At 46.0% G+C, this 19721-nt stretch carries 15 protein-coding genes and 2 pseudogenes; 7 read left to right on the top strand and 10 right to left on the bottom strand.

What is annotated here, in order from left to right:
* Positions 1-2: 2 nt before the first annotated feature.
* From DXE27_RS03375 to dnaA, 9 genes and pseudogenes are all read right to left on the bottom strand, one after another.
* Entirely contained in the window at positions 3-890 is an 888-nt protein-coding gene (locus tag DXE27_RS03375; protein ID WP_128112906.1) for a branched-chain amino acid ABC transporter permease, read from the bottom strand.
* 51 nt (positions 891-941) lie between these two features.
* A complete protein-coding gene (locus DXE27_RS03370; protein ID WP_128112905.1) occupies positions 942-2168 on the bottom strand; it encodes an ABC transporter substrate-binding protein in 1227 nt (408 codons plus the stop codon).
* 22 nt (positions 2169-2190) lie between these two features.
* A complete protein-coding gene (locus tag DXE27_RS03365; RefSeq protein WP_128112904.1) occupies positions 2191-2895 on the bottom strand; it encodes an ABC transporter ATP-binding protein in 705 nt (234 codons plus the stop codon).
* A complete protein-coding gene (locus DXE27_RS03360) occupies positions 2892-3653 on the bottom strand; it encodes an ABC transporter ATP-binding protein (protein WP_128112903.1) in 762 nt (253 codons plus the stop codon). Before DXE27_RS03360 ends, DXE27_RS03365 begins: the two co-directional genes overlap by 4 nt.
* A 94-nt stretch (positions 3654-3747) precedes the next feature.
* Positions 3748-3972, bottom strand: coding sequence for a DUF3717 domain-containing protein (locus DXE27_RS03355; protein ID WP_128112902.1), 225 nt, complete (start codon positions 3970-3972; stop codon positions 3748-3750).
* Between the two features lie 15 nt (positions 3973-3987).
* Positions 3988-4481, bottom strand: a pseudogene (locus DXE27_RS03350) (SET domain-containing protein).
* A 3-nt stretch (positions 4482-4484) separates the two neighbouring features.
* Positions 4485-6983: a DNA topoisomerase (ATP-hydrolyzing) subunit B gene (gene gyrB / locus DXE27_RS03345; protein WP_128112901.1), complete on the bottom strand. Its 2499-nt coding sequence runs from the start codon at positions 6981-6983 to the stop codon at positions 4485-4487.
* An 11-nt stretch (positions 6984-6994) separates the two neighbouring features.
* Positions 6995-8110: a DNA polymerase III subunit beta gene (dnaN, locus tag DXE27_RS03340; protein ID WP_128112900.1), complete on the bottom strand. Its 1116-nt coding sequence runs from the start codon at positions 8108-8110 to the stop codon at positions 6995-6997.
* A 251-nt stretch (positions 8111-8361) separates the two neighbouring features.
* Positions 8362-9801: a chromosomal replication initiator protein DnaA gene (gene dnaA, locus DXE27_RS03335; protein WP_128112899.1), complete on the bottom strand. Its 1440-nt coding sequence runs from the start codon at positions 9799-9801 to the stop codon at positions 8362-8364.
* A gap of 227 nt (positions 9802-10028) precedes the next feature.
* Between dnaA and rpmH the strand changes: the two genes are divergently transcribed.
* From rpmH to DXE27_RS10405, 7 genes and pseudogenes are all read left to right on the top strand, one after another.
* Entirely contained in the window at positions 10029-10163 is a 135-nt protein-coding gene (gene rpmH / locus DXE27_RS03330) for a 50S ribosomal protein L34 (protein ID WP_011903922.1), read from the top strand.
* A 7-nt stretch (positions 10164-10170) separates the two neighbouring features.
* Positions 10171-10488, top strand: a complete 318-nt coding sequence (gene rnpA, locus DXE27_RS03325; RefSeq protein WP_231969634.1) for a ribonuclease P protein component — start codon at positions 10171-10173, stop codon at positions 10486-10488.
* Between the two features lies 1 nt (position 10489).
* Positions 10490-10723, top strand: coding sequence for a membrane protein insertion efficiency factor YidD (gene yidD / locus DXE27_RS03320; RefSeq protein ID WP_128112898.1), 234 nt, complete (start codon positions 10490-10492; stop codon positions 10721-10723).
* Between the two features lie 15 nt (positions 10724-10738).
* On the top strand, positions 10739-12412 hold the full coding sequence (gene yidC / locus DXE27_RS03315) for a membrane protein insertase YidC (RefSeq protein WP_128113694.1): 1674 nt from the start codon (positions 10739-10741) through the stop codon (positions 12410-12412).
* 39 nt (positions 12413-12451) lie between these two features.
* Positions 12452-13816, top strand: coding sequence for a tRNA uridine-5-carboxymethylaminomethyl(34) synthesis GTPase MnmE (mnmE, locus tag DXE27_RS03310; protein ID WP_128112897.1), 1365 nt, complete (start codon positions 12452-12454; stop codon positions 13814-13816).
* Between the two features lie 98 nt (positions 13817-13914).
* On the top strand, positions 13915-15780 hold the full coding sequence (locus tag DXE27_RS03305) for a phosphoenolpyruvate carboxykinase (GTP) (protein ID WP_128112896.1): 1866 nt from the start codon (positions 13915-13917) through the stop codon (positions 15778-15780).
* A 53-nt stretch (positions 15781-15833) separates the two neighbouring features.
* A pseudogene (locus DXE27_RS10405) lies at positions 15834-16876 on the top strand (FAD-dependent oxidoreductase).
* A gap of 7 nt (positions 16877-16883) precedes the next feature.
* Here the strand turns inward: DXE27_RS10405 and DXE27_RS03290 are convergent.
* Positions 16884-19556: a DNA topoisomerase III gene (locus DXE27_RS03290; protein ID WP_231969633.1), complete on the bottom strand. Its 2673-nt coding sequence runs from the start codon at positions 19554-19556 to the stop codon at positions 16884-16886.
* Between the last annotated feature and the right edge of the window lie 165 nt (positions 19557-19721).

The following is a 19721-nucleotide window of genomic DNA, read 5'->3' as shown; positions in this document are numbered from 1 at the left end:
GATTATTTCTCCCGCCCAAATAGTCCAGCAGGGCGAATCAACAAAACAATTGCCATGATCACAAAAATAACAACGCCAGAAGCTTCTGGGTAAAAGACTTTGGTAAGGCCCTCAACCAAGCCCAAACCTAAACCGGTCAAGATGGCGCCCATGATGGAGCCCATACCACCGATTACAACCACTGCAAAAACAACAATGATGAGGTTTGAACCCATCAATGGGTTAACTTGAAATATTGGGGCAGCCAAAACACCAGCGAAGCCCGCAAGACCAACGCCATAAGCGTAGGCCAAAGAAATCATCAAAGGAACATTGATACCAAAAGCTTGTAACAATTTTGGGTTTTCAGTGCCCGCACGTAGATAAGCCCCGAGTTTTGTTTTCTCAATTACATACCAGGTAGAGAAGCACACAACCAAAGAAATAACTACTACCCATAAACGGTATTTTGGCAAGATGATGCCAATAGACTCAAGGGGGATCGCACCCTGCAGCAGCTCAGGAGCTGGATAGCTCTCGCCGGAGATGCCATACCAATGACGGAACATACCCTCAATAATCAAAGCCAAACCAAACGTGAGGAGTAGGCCATATAAGTGATCAAGGTGATACAAACGGCGCAGCATGGTTCGCTCAAGAATCAAACCGAAACCCGCCAACACTAGTGGCACAACAATCAATGCAAACCAATAGTTGATGGAAAGATCAGGAAAGCCGAGCCACTGGCTGATCTGAGTTAAGCCAATCCAGGCGATAAATGCACCCATGGTGTATTGAGCGCCATGAGCAAAATTAATAATGTTGAGAAGGCCAAAAATAATGGCCAGTCCCAAGCTCAATATGGCGTAAAACGAGCCATTAATAAGCCCCCCCAAGAGCTGGGCTACCAGCCCTTGGGGGGGGTAATTCCGAGAAGTTCAAACATGCTTAATTAAGGTTAATTACTTGTTAGTAACCAGCTTGCATCGTGACAATGAGAGCGGTTGTGTAGCTTCAGCAGCAGGAATCACCGCCTTGACGTTGTAATAATCCCATAGGCTCTTAGAGTCAGCAGGCTTCTTCACTTCCAGCAAATACATGTCATGCTCAAATTTGCCGTCAGCACGAATCTTGCCTTTGAAGAGGCCGTCATCAATGTTTGTAGACTTCAAAGCCTTCATAACCGCCTGTGTGTCATCGGTACCCGATTTTTGTACTGCACTTAAGTAAGCAAGAACGGATGAATAAACGCCAGCTTGAACGCTGGTTGGCATACGCTTATGCTGCAAAATAAAACGCTTAGAAAATGCGCGGGTCTTGTCGTCCCTATCCCAATAGAAGCCCTCTGTAAGGTACATGCCTTGAGCGGCAGGCAGACCTAAAGAGTGAACGTCAGAGATAAACATTAACAGAGGAACAACTGTTTGTTTTTTGTTGATACTGAATTCAGATGCTTGCTTAACGCTATTAATAGTGTCCTGTCCCGCATTTGCTAAAGCCACTACGTCAGCTCCACTAGCCTGCGCCTTCAAAAGATAGGATGAAAAATCGCTATCAGGGAATGGATGCTTGCTGGTTCCTAAAACCTTACCGCCATTAGCATTCACAACGTTGGTTGAGTCTTTTTCCAAAGCTGCGCCAAAAGCATAGTCAGCAGTTAGGAAGTACCAGTTCTTTTTACCTTGTTTTACAACCGCTTTGGCTATTCCGTTTGAAAGAGCGTATGTGTCGTAAGTCCAATGTACGTTATTGGCAGTACATTTTTCGTTGGTGATTGGCAAAGAAGCCGCTCCAGAAACCAAGGTAATCTTATTTTTTTGCTCGGCAACTTCCATTACAGCCAAGGCAACGTTGGTAGAAACTAGCTCAACGATAACGTCTACGCCATCCTTGTCATACCATTCGCGGGCTTTATTAGCGGCAATGTCGGCCTTATTTTGGTGGTCAGCACTAACAATCTCAATTTTCTTTCCAACAACAGTGCCGTCTTTAGAAAAATCAGCAATTGCCATCTTTGCTGCAATTACAGCGCCTGGACCAGCCAAGTCAGAATAAGTTGATGACAGGTCGGTCAATACGCCGATCTTAATAACATCACCACTAACTTTTGGTGCATTTTGCGCAAACACTGGGTTTGAACCAAACATGGTCGCCGCAACCAGACACGCGGTTATTTGCTTTAACTTCATTACCGTCTCCTATAGAAATCCACTAAACACCAAGATACTCATTTAATAGCGTTGCTTTTTCAGCAAGCTCATTCTGATTTACAACCTCAACCACATTTCCATGCTCCACCACATAATGGCGATCCGCCAAAGGTGCCGCAAAACGGAAATTCTGCTCAACCAACACAATCGTGAAGCCCTTGTTACGAAGGCTGGTTACGACCTCTCCCAACTTTTGCACAATCACTGGTGCCAAACCTTCAGTAATTTCGTCAAGCAACAAAAGCTTGGCGCCGGTTCTTAAGATTCGCGCCATGGCCAACATTTGTTGTTCGCCGCCAGACAGCCGAGTGCCAGGGCTGTTGCGCCTCTCATAGAGATTAGGAAACATTTCGTAAATCTCATCCAAACCCATGCCGCCCGGAGCAATCTCCGGCAAAAGTAATAAATTCTCTTCGGTACTTAGGCTAGCAAAGATTCCTCTTTCTTCAGAACAAAACCCAACGCCCAAGCGTGCAATTTTGTACGTTGGCATATCAATAGTTTGTGTGCCGTAGATCTCTACCGAACCGGTTCTCTTGCTGGTTAAGCCAAGAATGGTTTTTAGTATGGTGCTTCGCCCCGCTCCATTGCACCCAAGCAAAGTAACAACCTCGCCGTCGCGCACAGCAAAATTAACGCCGTGCAAAATATGGGACTCGCCATACCAAGACTCTAGGTTCTTAACCTCTAACGCCATTGTGCTCATAGGTTGTCTCCCCCATGGCTACCCATATAAGCCTCTACAACCAAGGGGTTGGTAGAAACCTCGTGATATGAACCCTCTGCCAAAACTGAACCCCGCTGCAACACGGTAATTTTGTCGGCAATGGATGAAACAACCTTCATGTTGTGCTCAACCATCAAGATGGTGCGGCCCTTGGCCACGCGATCAATTAATTCGGTTACACACTCGACATCCTCATGGCCCATTCCTTGAGTTGGCTCATCCAGGAGCATTAACTCTGGCTCCATAGCCAAGGTGGTGGCAATTTCGAGCGCTCTTTTACGGCCATAATCCAGATTTAAGGTCTCTTCATGGGCAAAGTCCTCCAAACCAACTTCATGCAATAACTCCAGCGCACGGTCATTTAGAACATTCAAAGAGTTGCCGGATTTCCAAAAGTGGAACTCTGTACCCAAACCTCGCTGCAGTGCAACACGAACGTTTTCCAAAACAGTCAGATGCGGAAACACAGCGGAGATCTGAAAAGACCGAATTACGCCTCGGCGGGCAATTTGAGCCGGCGCCTCATTGGTGATATCAAACCCATTAAACAAGATTTGGCCGCTACTTGGCTCCAGAAACTTTGTTAGCAAATTAAAGCAGGTTGTTTTTCCGGCGCCGTTAGGGCCAATCAACGCGTGAATAGTCCCCCTGGTGACATCCAGGTTGACATCAGTAACTGCAGAAAATCCTTTAAAAGATTTCCCCAGTCCAATTGTTTTTAATATCGTCTCTTGCAATCTTTTACCCTCTAAATAGAGCAAGACATTGAGGATAACCCAAGACGGCCTTGTCTTATATAGCGATAACCCTAAATACGAAAAGGAGAAATGCTTATTTTGTTTGGGTGACTTTGGTAAATTTTTGCACCGCAGATCGCGCTAGTTCATCCAAAACATCCACAGGGATACGTTGTGAGCCTTGAATAATCATGAGTGCATATGGCTTGGCGAGGGCCGAGGCCTCAGCACACAGACGGAGCTCGTCACCCTCTGATGGCGACTGGCTGCGCCAGTAATTGATGGCGGCCTCAAGCTCTTGGATTGTTACGTACAACATTAGAAATAACTCTGTTTATTTACTCTTAGATGCAAGCATAGTGCCGCGGCACTTTTTTGCACCACAACGACACTCGTAGTCTTTTTTCATTTGCTTAGTAATGCGGCCCTCAACATCCAATGAGTAGTCATAGAACAACTCTTCACCAACCTTGAGTGCGCGCTTTGCATAAATAAATACCTGTGGCTCGCCACCAAAATCATCCTCACGCGCCTCGCAACTGGGTGCGCAAGAGTGATTAATCCAGCGCGCAGCATTGCCGCCGTACTTAGCATCAATTACCCGACCATCTTCTAAAGAAAAATAAAAGGTGTGATTTGGGTCTTTTGGATCGTGTGGGTGGCGCTTTTCAGCCAGCTTCCAACTAATACGCTCACCCTGATACTCAATAATGGCTTGGCTTTTTTAATCGGCTTAGCAACAAAGACGCCTTTCCCGTGGATGGGGGAAGACTTAACAACAATAGAAGATCGATCCACCTTTGGTGGCTTTGATTTTTTGGATGCCATAAATTAAACGTCTAGGTTGCGAGCAATAAGCGCGTTCTTTTCAATAAACGCGCGGCGAGGTTCTACCTCGTCCCCCATAAGTGTTGTAAAGACTTGATCGGCCGCAATGGCATCTTCAATCTTCACCTGCAGCAAGGTTCTTGAGCTTGCATCCATAGTGGTTTCCCACAGCTGCGAAGGATTCATCTCACCAAGACCTTTGTAGCGTTGACGACTTAGAACGCGCTCTGCTTCAGACAGCAACCATGCAAATGCGGCCCTAAAGTCGCCAATGGTTTGCTCTTTCTGATTCTTATCGGGATCGCCGCGGCGAACTTTTGAACCCGGCACCACCTTGCCAGACAAAACAGCTGCCGCATTCGCAAGACTTTGATAGTCATCGCCATGAACAAAATCGGAGTTAATTGAGGACAGCTTTAGGTTTCCGTGAATGCGACGTGACAACAACAAACGGAAACGCTCAGTGCGGTCTTCTTTTTGAACAATAATTTCTGGTGGTAAAGCCAATGGGTTAAGTGAATCAGCAAGCGCCTGTCGTAAACGATCTGCTGACTCATTAGCAGATTTCTCGGTGTCGAGATTTAATGGTGTACCAGAAGCGATTGCGCGCAAAGCATCTTCATCTATTGTGCGCGAGAGGCGGTCAACAATTGACTGAATTACTTGATAGTGCTTTGCAAGCTCATTAAGTGCATCACCCTCAACAACCTCTCCAGATGGGGTCTGCAAGGACGCGGTTTCCAACGCTATCTTTAACAACAGTTGGTTTAATTCGTTGTCATCCTTAATGTATTGCTCATTCTTACCAAACTTCACCTTATAAAGTGGTGGTTGGGCAATATAGATGTGGCCACGCTCAATTAACTCCGGCATCTGTCTATAGAAGAATGTTAACAAGAGTGTGCGAATGTGACTTCCGTCAACGTCAGCATCGGTCATGATGATGATGCGGTGATAGCGAAGCTTGTCAGCCTTATATTCTTCAATGCCAATACCCGTTCCAAGAACAGTAATTAAGGTAACAACCTCTTGGCTGGCGAGCATTTTGTCAAAGCGCGCTTTTTCAACGTTTAGGATTTTTCCTTTTAAAGGAAGAATGGCCTGGAAGCGACGATCGCGACCCTGCTTAGCAGAACCGCCCGCGGAGTCTCCCTCAACGATAAATAATTCGGACTTAGATGGGTCCTTCTCTTGGCAATCAGCCAGCTTTCCAGGCAAACCCAAACCGTCTAAAGCGCCCTTGCGACGAGTCATATCGCGCGCTTTGCGAGCAGCTTCTCGAGCGCGCGCAGCATCAACAATCTTTCCGCACAAAATCTTTGCATCGGCTGGGCGCTCTTGCAAATATGCACTTAATGCTTCCGCAACAATTTCCTCTACAGGGCCACGAACTTCGCTAGATACAAGTTTGTCTTTGGTTTGGCTTGAAAACTTTGGCTCAGGAACTTTGACAGAAAGAACACAGGCCAAACCTTCGCGCATGTCATCGCCAGAGATTTCTACTTTAGCTTTTTTGGCGACTTCATTTTCATCAATGTATTTATTGATAACGCGCGTCATTGCCGCGCGCAAGCCCGTTAGATGGGTACCACCATCTCGCTGAGGAATGTTGTTGGTAAAACAAAGCACCTGTTCACCAAAACTGTCATTCCACTGCATAGAAACTTCGGCTGTAATTTGACCGCCGAGATCTGAAGGACGAACGCCTTCCGCGTAAAAAATATTTGGATGTAAGACATTTTTAGTTTGGTTGATGTACTCAACAAATCCTTTAACACCACCAGAGAAAGCAAAATCTTCCTCTTGGCCTGTGCGCTGATCAATTAACTTGATGTGTACGCCATTATTTAAGAAAGATAGTTCGCGAATGCGCTTAACTAAAATCTCATAATGAAACTCTACGTTTCCAAAGATTTCTTCATCAGCTAAAAAGTGGACCTCGGTACCTGACAACTCAGTGTCACCAGTAACGGTAATCAGGGAAACCGAAACACCATTCTCATCAACTACATTGCGATTCTGTATAACCCCGCGAGCAAACTCCATGTAATGAGCTTTACCATCGCGACGAATGGTTAGCTTTAACCATTTAGATAGTGCATTTACACAACTAACACCCACACCATGAAGACCACCAGAAACTTTGTAGCTATTCTGGTCGAACTTACCGCCAGCATGAAGCTCAGTCATTACGATTTCAGCAGCACTTCTTTTTGGCTCGTGCTTATCATCGTATTTAATACCGGTTGGGACACCACGACCGTTATCGACAATGGAAATAGAGTTATCAGTTTGAATAACCACCGTAATCTCAGAACAATAGCCGGCCAATGCCTCGTCAATAGAGTTATCTAAAACCTCAAAAACAAGGTGATGTAGACCTGTTCCATCGGAGATGTCTCCAATGTACATTCCAGGGCGTTTACGAACAGCCTCAAGACCCTCTAAGATTTGAATCGATGCAGCGCCGTACTGCTCTACTAGTTTTTTTTCTTCAGTCATTTTTTTCTAAATTAAATACGCATTGGCATCACAACATACTTAAAGTTCTCTGAGCCAGGCAGAGTAATTACAGCACTGCTGTTTGCATCACCTAAGCTAATTTGAATCTTCTCAGTCTTTAGGCTTGATAAAACATCTAATAAATAACTTACGTTAAATCCAATCTCAACCGCATCACCACCATACTCGGTTTCAATCTCTTCTTGCGCTTCTTCTTGCTCCGCATTGGTAGATTGAATGGTGATGCGATTTGGAGATAAAGAGAAGCGCACACCTTTAAATTTATCTGTGGTCAGAATTGCAGCGCGTTGGAGTGCGGCCTGAAGTTCATCGCGACCAACAACCAATGAATTTTTATGGCCTTTTGGAATCACTCTTTGAAAATCCGGGAATTTACCCTCAACCAATTTGGAAATCAGTTCAATGTCGCCAAAAGCAAATTTTGCCTGTTTCGCAGTTAAGCGTGCTTCCAACAACTCATCTGAATCCTCTAAGAGATGCTGTAACTCAAGAATGGTTTTGCGAGGAATAATAATTTCTTGCTTTTGACCAGACCCAGAAGGTGCTTCAGCCAACTCAACCTGAGAATAAGCCAAGCGATGGCCATCGGTCGCAACGGCAACAACCTCTTTACCTTCAATCACCAACAACATCCCGTTTAAGTAGTAACGAATGTCTTGTTGTGCCATTGAAAAATGTACCTGGCTGATTAGCTGACGGAAATTCTTTTGCGTCATCTTCCAAGCTGCAGTCACTTCACCCACTGTTTGCATGATTGGAAATTCAGTAGCCGATAAGGTCTGTAATGAGAAACGACTCTTACCGCTTTGAACAACCATACGATTGTCCTTAAGATTTAAAGCCACCGGCCCCTCAGGGAGTGCACGCAAAATATCCAACAACTTTCTTGCTGCAACGGTAGTGGTTACATCTTCAGAACCAACGCCGAAATTTGCGTTCGTTGTAATTTGAATCTCGATATCGGTAGAGACAAAAGAAACCTTTTCTCTATTTTTCTTAAAGAGTAGGTTTGCCAAAATTGGCAATGTGTGTCTACGTTCAACAATGCCACTAACAACCTGAAGCGGTTTTAGTAAGTTATCGCGCGAAGTATTAACTAGTTGCATTGCTTTTAAACCCTTGTATGTATCTTAGTAGTAATAGTAATAGGGCTCTCTATTTCGGTGGATAAGTCAAAAACCCCATCAAAAACAACACATTAAAACCAAAAAAACCTGTGGAAAACTTTTGTATAAACGCTGCATAAAAAGGGGATAACTTTTTATCAATCTCCTATTTTTGCATGAAGCTGGATCTTTCCACAATTTATCCACATCTAATCCCCAAACTTATCCCTAGGCTTATTCACAGGGAAAATTTAAGCCTTTAAGGTTTGCTCAATCACATGAATTTCGTGATTTAACTGACTATCGTGAGCCCTTTCATCCGCTATCTTGCGAACAGCATGCAAAACGGTTGTGTGGTCCCTGCCACCAAATAATTCACCAATCTCGGGAAGGCTTTTTTGTGTCAGCTCTTTGGCCATAAACATAGCAATCTGACGTGGTCTAGTGATATTGGCAGGCCTCTTTTTGGAGTACATATCAGCAACCTTAATGCTGTAAAAGTCTGCCACCGACTTTTGGATGTTTTCCACGGAAATTTGTCGATTTTGGATTGAAAGCAGGTCTTTTAAGGCTGTCCTGGCCACATCAATAGTGACCTCACGGCCGTGGAAGCGAACAAAGGCAAGGATCTTGCGTAATGCGCCTTCAAGCTCGCGCACGTTAGAGCGAAGGTGTTTGGCAACAAAGAAAGCCACATCCTCACTCATGGGGATGCCTTCGCTAATCGCCTTCTTCATTAAGATGGCAACGCGCATTTCTAGCTCCGGTGGCTCAATTGCCACGGTTAGCCCAGAGTCAAATCGCGAGATGAGGCGGTCGTCAATCCCCGCCATCTCTTTGGGATAGGTGTCGCTAGTAATGATGACTTGGGACTTATTGCTAAGGAGCGCCTCGAATGCGTAAAAGAACTCCTCTTGAGTTCGTGATTTGCCGCTAAAGAACTGAATATCGTCAATTAGTAACAAATCAAGCGAGTGGTAATAGCGCTTAAATCGATCAAAAGCCTTTTGTTGATAAGCGCGCACCACATCAGAAACGTACTGTTCAGCATGAATGTAGCGAATTCGTGCGTTGGGCTTTTCCTTTAAAAGATGGTTTCCAATTGCATGTATTAAGTGGGTTTTACCCAGACCCACGCCGCCATACAAAAACATTGGGTTATATGAGGTGCCCGGGTTGTGTGCCACCTGAATAGATGTCGCCCTTGCCAGTTGGTTTGCTTTACCAGTCACAAAAGTTTCAAAAGTAAGGTTTGGGTTAAGTTTTGAGTGATCCCCAATCTCAAAAGCACCCTCTTCTAGAGATGTCGTTGTGTCTGGCTCGGGGCTTGTCGAGGGTTGCAGCATCGCCATCGCAGCCTCTGGGATTGGAGTTGAGCCTGTGTTTTGGGTTGCTGGAGCACCCTCCGGGGCCAATGCAAAATTGACATTAATGGGGCGGCCAAAGTGCTGCGCTGCCAATTCTTGAAAACGGTCGGCAAATGTTTTTTTGATCCAATCCAATTTAAATCTATTGGGAGCGCCAATTGTTAGTGAGTATTCACAATCCTCTTGCGACAATAGGGTTAATGGTTGAATCCATGTTTTAAACTGTTGGGGCGACAGCTCGCGGGATAAAATGCCAATAGCATCATCCCAAAAACCCAGTGGGCTGATTGAATTCAAGGTGGGGGGATTGTGTAGGTTGCTCATATTTTTGGAGGATCCATTGCATTGTAGCGATAGCCCAAAGTTATCCACAAGCTAGAAAAACGTGTAAAAGCTGTGGATAACTTGTGAATAAAGAAAAAATCTCTATTTAAATTAACGATTTAGATAAAAACCACCTAAAAATAGAGAAAAACACCTACATATTCACCAAGATAGATTGACCTTTTGCTCTGCAACAAGGAAAATATTTGGTTTTCCCGGGATCTATCATGAAAAGAACATACCAACCCTCAGTAACACGTCGTAAACGTACCCACGGCTTTCGCATTCGCATGAAAACCAAAAGCGGACGCGCAGTATTAAATGCTCGCCGTGCAAAAGGCCGCAAACGTTTAGCTGTTTAATTAATCGTTGAACAGCGCAAGGATTTCTGAATTATTAAAAATACGCCCCAAGACAAGTTTGTATTGGGGTATGTATTTTGCGTCCACCAAGGACGGTCAAAAGCCTGATCTAGGAATTGCGGTAGCTAAGAAATTGGCCAAAAGAGCTGTAGACCGAAATCGCTTAAAGCGGATGATTCGCGAACTGGTTCGAGCAGCCCAATCCACAAACCTTAAAGAGGATGTTGTGGTGAAGCTTAAAAAACCAATTGGTCGCGAAACCCGTGGCAGACTCAGAAAAAAAGAAAAGACGCTCTTGCGCGCACAAGTATCAGGATTGATTTAAGGTGCGCCCACTAAATTATGTGGCGGTAAAGTTGGTAAGAATTTATCAACTTTCCCTTAGCCCTTATTTTGGTACTCAATGCAAGTTTGTGCCTAGCTGCTCACAATACGCTTGCGACTGCTTCAATCATTACGGATTCGTTAAGAGTTTTGGCTTAATGGTGTGGCGCATTTTGCGCTGTAACCCATGGTCACGAGGCGGTCACGACCCTGCAGTAAAACAAACATCTCATTAAATTAAGTGAATGCAAATGGACTTTAAAAAAACAATTCTTTGGGCAGTATTCTCGATGTCGGGTCTGATGCTCTACAACAATTGGCAGGTTCATGAAGGCAAACCATCTTTGTTTGGTGGTGCGCAAGTAAGCGCCCCAGCCACAGCCGATAAGGCTGTAGGAAACAATAAGGTTGATGTACCAACCCAGTTGTCTGGGTCACCGGTAGTTGCTGCAACCCCAGCTGTTAATAGTGGTGCCATTGAGGGCGCCGAAAAATTCACACTACAAAATGATGTGCTGGTTTTAGAGATCAGCGCAAGCGGCGCAAATGTCATTGACGCAAAATTGCTCAAGCAACTTACACCTGAGAAAAAGCCGGTTGAGTTGTTTCAATACACCCCCACCCACAAATACTTTGCGCGATCTGGCTTAATTTCATTGGGCAACAATGATTTGCCAAACCACACCTCGCCTTTCAAGCTAATTCAATCTGGTAAAGATGGTTCTGGTAGGCCATTTGCGATTTTTGCTAGCGAACGTAATGGCGTTAAGCTTGAAAAAACATTTGTTTTAAATCCGGGAAGTTATGTTGTTGATGTTGGTCACCGCGTTACACAGGCTTCACCCAATGCAAGCCCTTTGGTTCTCTACACAGAGATCGTGCGCGATGCTACGCAAGAACAAAAAATTGGCCCATTTGACGGCGCTTTTTCAGCAAGCACCTTTACGGGCCCTGCCGTCTATACTGCAAAAGAGAAATTTAACAAGCTCGAATTTACGGCCATTGATAAAAACAAAATTACGATTCCTACGCAAGTTGCGGCCGGCGATCCAGCTTGGATTGCTATGGTTCAACACTACTTCGCAAGCGCCTGGATTCCCGGCGACAAATCTGCTCGCGATATTTATGCAGGAAAAATAGATAACGGCCTGTACCACATCGGAATGCAGACACCCCTTGGTGTTGTTGCCCCTGGCGCTACTTTGGTAGAAAAAGCACGCCTCTTTGTTGGACCTCAAGAAGAGAGCGTTCTGGAAACTATTGCCCCAGGTTTTGAATTGTTGAAAGATTATGGTTACTTGACCATTTTGGCCAAACCCATTTTCTGGTTGCTAGAAAATATTCACTCATATGTGGGTAACTGGGGCTGGTCAATCATTCTATTGACGATCCTCATTAAGCTGGTTTTCTTCCCCTTGTCTGCTGCTAGTTATAAATCTATGGCTCGCATGAAGGAAGTCCGGCCACGCCTAGCTGCCATGAAAGAGCAATATAAGGGTGAGCCACAAAAACTCAATCAAGCAATGATGGAGATGTATCGCAAAGAGAAGATCAACCCATTGGGTGGGTGTTTGCCTGTTGTGATTCAGATTCCAGTATTCATTTCTTTGTACTGGGTGTTATTGTCATCGGTTGAGATGCGCGGCGCACCTTGGGTTTTGTGGATACATGACTTATCTGTTCCAGATCCGTATTACATCTTGCCGGTCGTTATGGCCGTATCTATGTTTGTACAAGCCAAACTTAATCCAACGCCGCCAGATCCAATTCAGGCTAAGGTGATGATGTACATGCCAATCGTTTTCTCGATCATGTTCTTCTTCTTTCCGGCTGGTCTGGTTTTGTACTGGGTTGTGAATAACTTGTTGTCGATCGCACAGCAGTGGCAGATCAACAATACGTTTGGAAAAAAGCCAGCCAAGTAATTAAGCACGGCATCCAAGCTCAATAGAAAACGCACAGCAATGATGACTGGAAAGTTGCCCATCATTGCTGTAGCTACTGCCCCAGGCAAAGCCGGGGTTGGCGTTATCCGCATTAGCGGACAAAATCTCAATGCTATTGCAGCGGCCCTGTTCCAAAAAAAGCTTGCGCCACGCCAAGCCAACTTACTTACTTTGCGCGATGCTGCCGGTCAAGCAATTGACCAGCTAATTGCCATTCATTTTGTTGCGCCTGCATCTTTTACGGGCGAGGATGTTTTAGAGCTTCAATGTCATGGAGGCCCTCATCTCCTCGAGTTGGTAATGAAGCGCTGCTTGGAGTTGGGCAAGGATGAAGGCCTGGTAATTGCTGAGCCGGGTGAATTTACTTTACGCGCCTATCTCAATAACAAAATTGATTTGGCCCAGGCAGAAGCAATTGCTGACCTCATGGATGCGCAAAGCGAAGCTGCGGTGCGTGGAGCTGCGCGCTCTTTGCAGGGCGAGTTTTCAAATGATATTAATGATCTTATTGAGGAAATTACCCAATTACGCATTCTGGTTGAGTCGACTCTAGATTTCCCCGAAGAAGAAATTGAGTTTCTAGAGAACGCACAGGCAAGACAACGCTTATCAGCTGTGAAAGCAAAACTACAAGCCTTGCGCGAAGGTGCTAAGCAAGGAAAAATTTTGCGCGACGGCGTACAGCTGGTTTTGGCTGGAGCTCCCAATGTTGGAAAAAGCTCGCTGCTAAATAGGCTCGCAGGTGAAGAGGTGGCCATTGTTACCCCCATTGCAGGAACTACTCGTGACCGCGTAAAAGAAAGCATTTCGATAGAGGGCGTGCCAATGCACATCATCGATACGGCCGGCCTGAGAGAAACGGCTGATGTGGTTGAAGCAAAAGGCATTGAACGGTCCTGGGAGGCTATTCGTTTGGCCGACTTGGTGATTTTCTTGTCAGACTCGCATTCAAACCAGGGGCAGGATGACCTAAAAGAGCAAATATTGGCAGCATTACCATCCAAGTGCTCTGTATTGGAGGTGTTTAACAAGGCAGATTTGCTTGATCAGGGCTCAAAAGCGGAGCTAAAAGACGCCCTGTTGATTTCAGCCAAAACTGGTGATGGAATTGAGGCCCTAAAGCAAAAAATCCTTGAAATCGCAGGTTGGGGCGGCTCTCAAGAGGGCGCAATTATCGCTCGCAGAAGGCATTTAGACTGCCTGGAGCGCGCCGCAGAACATATTGCAAAATCCGAAGAATTCGCAGCAAATGGCAACAATTCGCTGGAGTTATTTGCAGAAGAGCTCTCTTTGGCCCAGGGCCGCCTTGGAGAAATCACTGGAAAGCTGCTTCCGGACGACCTTTTAGGCAAAATTTTCAGCCAATTCTGCATCGGCAAGTAAAGGGTTTGTGCGGTGTAGGGCAGAAGGTATAAATTTGCCCAAAATGTTAAAATCATTGGATTATTAAAAAATTCAATCTTCATAAGGAAACGAAACATATGACTTCAACTACCAGCGGCCAGATCAATGTAAATGCGCCGGCTTACGTTAAAAACAAGCGTTTAATCGAGTGGGTAGGTGAAGTTGCCGCCCTTACCAAGCCCGATGCAATTCGTTGGTGTGATGGCTCCCAAGCTGAGTACGATGAGCTTTGCGAGCTGTTGGTTTCAGCAGGTGTTTTCAAGCGCCTCAATCCAGCCAAGCGCAAAAACTCATTTTTAGCGCTTTCTGATCCTGGGGATGTGGCGCGCGTCGAAGACCGTACATTTATCTGCTCCGCCAAAAAAGAAGATGCAGGCCCGACTAATAACTGGGTTGAGCCAAGCGAAATGCGCGCAATATTGCAGCCTTTGTTTGATGGTTGCATGCGCGGCAGAACAATGTATGTAGCGCCATTCTCCATGGGCCCAATTGGCTCACCAATTGCACACATCGGCGTTGAGTTATCCGATAGCCCATACGTTGTAATCAATATGAAGCTCATGACCCGCATGGGCAAGGCAGTTATTGATCAGTTGGGTGCCGATGGCGAATTCGTTCCTTGTATCCACACTGTTGGCAAGCCTTTGGCTGCTGGCGAAAAAGACGTTGCATGGCCAAACAATAAGAACAAGTACATCGTTCATTACCCAGAGACTCGTGAGATCTGGTCTTTTGGTTCGGGCTACGGCGGCAATGCTTTGTTAGGTAAAAAATGCTTTGCATTGCGCATTGCCTCTAACATGGGCCGCGATCAAGGCTGGTTAGCAGAACATATGTTGATCCTTGGCGTGACTTCACCTGAAGGCAAGAAATACCACATCGCGGCTGCGTTCCCGTCTGCTTGTGGCAAAACTAATTTCTCCATGATGATTCCGCCAAAAGGTTTTGATGGCTGGAAGGTAACCACTATTGGTGACGACATTGCATGGATCAAGCCACGTAAAGATGCCGTGACTGGTAAGACCCGTTTATTTGCGATTAATCCAGAGTCTGGTTACTTTGGCGTTGCTCCAGGTACAAATCGTCAAACCAACCAAAACTGTATCGACTCTTTGAATCAAGACGTTATCTTTACTAACGTTGGCTTGACGGATGATGGTGATGTTTGGTGGGAAGGTTTGACAGACACGCCTCCTGCACACTTGATTGATTGGCAAGGCAAAGACTGGACTCCAGCTGATGGTGCTGCTGGACGCAAAGCCGCACATCCAAACTCACGCTTTACGGTGGCAGCAACCAATAACCCAGCAGTTGATCCTAAATGGGATGATCCAGAGGGCGTTCCAATTGATGCATTCTTGTTTGGCGGTCGTCGTTCAAACACGGTGCCTTTGGTTAGCGAAGCGCGTGACTGGGTTGAGGGTGTTTACATGGCTGCAACATTGGGCTCAGAAACTACCGCAGCAATTACTGGCCAGATCGGCGTTGTACGTCGTGACCCATTTGCGATGATCGCATTTGCTGGTTACAACATGAGCGACTATTTCCAGCACTGGCTCAATATTGGCAAGAAGCTTGAGGCTGAAGGCGCAGTATTGCCAAAAATCTATTGTGTGAATTGGTTCCGCAAAGACGAGAACGGCAAATTTGTGTGGCCTGGCTTCGGTGAAAACATGCGCGTTCTCTCATGGATTTTGAATCGTGCAGAAGGCAAGGCAAATGGCAAAGAAACTCCGTTTGGTATTACTCCAGAGTACGCCGATATGCATTGGGGTGGTCTTGACTACTCAGCAGAGAGCTTCACTAAAGCCATCAATGTTGGAATTGATGACTGGAAGAATGAGTTGAAGTTACACACCGAGTTGTTTGATCATTTGGGCGATCGTTTACCAAAAGAGTTGAAAGAGACTCGTTCCAAAATTGAACAACGTTTAAATGCTTAATTGCATCAGCGCATAGTCTTAGCAATACAAAACGTTTTATTTAAATTAGTTTAATGACCAAACCCCAACACCATGAAATAGTGGTGATTGGGGCAGGCATTTGTGGCGCCACAAATGCCAATGAATTACTTCATCGCGGTAAATCAGTCTGCATTGTTGACGCAGCATCCTCTCCCGCCACAGCCTGTTCTAGTCACGCATATGCAATTGCCCACCCACATATTGGTAAGGATTCGCCACGTTTATTGCGTTTAACGCGCATTGCATTTTTGTTGGCTGAAGCTAGATGGGGCAAGGCTTGGCGCCAGCATGGAATATTTCAGCCAAGCAAAAAAGACAAAGCCTTTGATCACGCCCAGCTTGCTGCCCACCTTCAATCTCTTGGGTTGGATGAAGAAATGGCGATTGCTTTAGATGCGCAAAACGCCAAAGAAAAATGCGGCATTGCGCAGAGCGGAACTTGGTTGCCTCGAGGTGCGAGTTTAAATTTATTTGAGGCGAGCAATGATCTCTTGCGCCCTCAAGATGGACTGAGCTGCTTGTTCAATACACGCATTGCTCGATTAGAAGAGAGTGCTGTGGCAAGTGGAAATTATTTAATTCAGAAAATGAATATATTCTGTCTGCAGATAAGTTGGTGGTTGCCGCAGCAATTGAAAGTAAGGCCTTGATGAGCAGCATTGGCGTTCGCCTGCCGCTGAAGCCAGTGCGGGGCCAGTTAAGTATTTTCTCGATTCAAAAAAATAGCTCATGGATAGAAAAATTGCCAAGAGTAGGCATCTCTGGCGATGGCTACTGTTTTCCGGCGGAGCGGCTTGAGGGTGGCGATTATCAGTGGATTGTTGGCTCTAGTTTTGATGAGGGCGAAGACGACTTATCCCCTAGGGATAGCAGCGATGCATTTAATCGCGAACAAGCCAACGGCCTAGTTAATTATGGGGGCGGCGTGCTTGATGAGCTCCATAAAAAAGGTGAGTTTGTAGGCGTCCGATGTGTTGCTGGCGATCGCCTGCCAATCATTGGCGCCCAGGGATTTTCTTGGCTACTGCCCTGGGATCGCGAGGCGTTTTGTGGTCTGCGCTTGCGGCAAAGTTAATTACAGCTCAACTGCTAGAGGATGATTTTGTTTTGCTGGCGCGCTTAGGTTTTGCTGCTGACTTGGTTGCGGCGCTTGCCCCAGCACGTTTCTTCGCTGCTGGTTTAGCTGCGCCCGCAGCCTTGGGTGCTTTGGCCTCAAATTCAAAGCCAATCTTTCCATCGGCACCCAACGCTAAGTAAGCCTTAAAGCCATGTCCAGTGCGGTTCGACTTAAAGTTGGTTAAAAGATCAGTCTTACCTTCTTTTAACAACTTTTGAACCTGTTCTTGCGAAATCGCTTGCCGTAAAACGACTTTGCCAGTTTTAAAGTCGCACGATTTGCTCGGGCCCGTGTTGCTTTCGCAAACATAGCGCATGCCATCTTCATAGACTGCACCGGAACATTTAGGACATGCGCCTAAAGCCAGTCGTCCCGTGAAATCAATGGCCTCGGATTCATCATCCTGTGTGTTGCCAAAGTCGAACTCTAATTTGAAGCCTGCATTTGGATAGTCAGCATCATCTTCCGGTATTTCGCTTAACTTAATGATTGCTGCAAATGGGCGCCCCATTTTGCTGCGGAACCCTTGCAGTGGTCCGATGGATTTTTCGCGCAACAACTCTTCAACCTCTGGGTATTCAAAGGCGCGCCCACCAGGTGTTTTGCTAATCGTAAATCCACACTTCTCGCAAGCAAAGCGACGATAGTTTTCCTTTACCGGACCCTTACAGTGTGGGCATGGCGTGGTCATCGTTGCGTAATCACCGGGAATGGTGTCGCTGTCATATTCCTTGGCGCGCTTCACAATGCGTTGCGTCATCTGTGCAATTTCTTGCATGAAGGTGTCGCGATTCATCTTGCCTTGTTCAATGAGCGAGAGTTTGTTTTCCCAGCTGCCAGTTAAGTCAGGACGGGTTAACTCTTCCACATCTAAGCCGCGCAACAAAGTCATTAATTGAAATGCTTTTGCTGTTGGGATAAGTTCACGCGCTTCACGCACAATATATTTTTCAGCTAGCAGACCTTCAATAATGGCCGCGCGCGTTGCAGGAGTTCCCAGGCCTTTTTCTGCCATCGCCTCGCGCATTTCGTCATCATCAACCCACTTGCCGGCACTTTCCATGGCTGACAGCAAGGTCGCCTCGGTATAGCGTGCAGGAGGCTTAGTTTTTAAGGGTACGGCCACTACAGCTTCGTTCTGAACGCTTTCACCCTCTTGTACTGGCACGAGCTCATCATCGGCCTGGTTAGACTTGCCATAGACTGTGAGCCAGCCTGGATTTACCAGCACCCGTCCCTCGGTCTTGAAATGGTGTCCAGATGCCTCTGTAATTCGGGTTGTAACTCGGAATTCAGCCGCAGGATAAAAGACCGCTAAGAAACGGCGCACCACCAAGTCGTAAAGTTTTGCTTCTGGCTCACTTAAGCTCTTGGGTGTCTCAAGGGTTGGAATGATCGCAAAGTGATCTGAAATTTTGGAATTATCAAAAATACGCTTATTTGGTTTTACCCAGCCATAGCCCGCTTTTGCTTTCGGATCTTTTGGATCGCCTTGCAAAATTTGCTTAGCAAATGCGCGGTAGTCTTGCGAATGCTCCGCAAGATTCTCCATAGTTTGTTTCACTGTATCGAGATAATCTTCGGGAAGCGCTTTGGCATCAGTACGTGGATAGGTCAAGACTTTATGGCGCTCATAGAGGGCCTGTGCGAGACCTAAAGTATTTTTTGCAGAGAAACCAAAACGTGCGTTTGCCTCGCGTTGCAAGCTGGTTAAGTCAAATAGCTGTGGCGCTAATTGCGTCGCTGGCTTGGCTTCTTCAGTTACGGTTGCTTTTTTTCCACGGCATGCAGCAACGATGCTTTGTGCAGCAGCCTCGCTCCAGAGACGATTCTCACGGGCATCAGGTTCGGCGGCATCTTTCTTAAACTTCGGGTCAAACCAGCGGCCTTCATAGATGCCGGCTGCAGCAATAAATTCAGCTTTAACTTCCCAGTAATCTTTAGAAACAAATTTACGAATTAATTCTTCTCGCTCGACAACAATTGAAAGTGTTGGTGTTTGTACGCGGCCAACTGTTGTTAGAAAAAATCCACCGCTCTTGCTATTAAAAGCAGTCATGGCGCGGGTGCCATTAATGCCAACCAACCAGTCTGCTTCGGAGCGACAACGCGCTGCATCTGCTAGCGGCTGCATGTCTTCATCAGAGCGCAGATTAGTAAAGCCTTCTCTAATGGTGGCCGGTGTCATGGATTGCAACCAAAGACGTTTAATGGACTGCGATGCTTTGGTGTGCTGAGCAATTAAACGGAAAATCAGCTCACCTTCTCGTCCCGCGTCACATGCATTAATTAAAGCAGTAACGTCTTTACGCTTAATGAGTTTTTGTAAAACCTTAAGACGAGACTCGGTCTTGGCGATAGGGCGCAAATCAAAATAAGGCGGCACAACAGGTAGATTGGCAAAAGACCATTTACCGCGCTTAACGTCATATTCTTCTGGGGCGGCGATTTCTAAAAGGTGACCAACGGCTGACGAAATTAGGAAGTCGCCGCTCTCGAAATAGTCCTCGTATTTGGTAAAGCCACCCAAGGCTTTGGCGATATCGTTTGCAACCGAGGGCTTCTCGGCAATGATGAGCGCCTTAGGGTGGTCCACGGATGAGGTCTTTGAGCTGCTTTTGGTAGATGCTTTAGCCACGCGTTTGCCTAAATTTGAGCCTGAAATGATGTTTTTAATAGGGAAGGAAAAAGGATGAACAATTTAAACCAAATCAGGAATTGGTCTATTGCTTACCCCTTTTTTATTATTAACCGATAAATTAAGAAAAGTCCAAAAAGCCACATTTCAGCCGGTTTAGGCGAC

It is taken from the genome of Polynucleobacter necessarius (genome assembly GCF_900096755.1).
GTDB classification, from domain to species: Bacteria; Pseudomonadota; Gammaproteobacteria; order Burkholderiales; family Burkholderiaceae; genus Polynucleobacter; species Polynucleobacter necessarius_K.
Note: the sequence above shows the minus strand (reverse complement) of the source record. Positions and strands in the feature narration are given on the sequence as shown.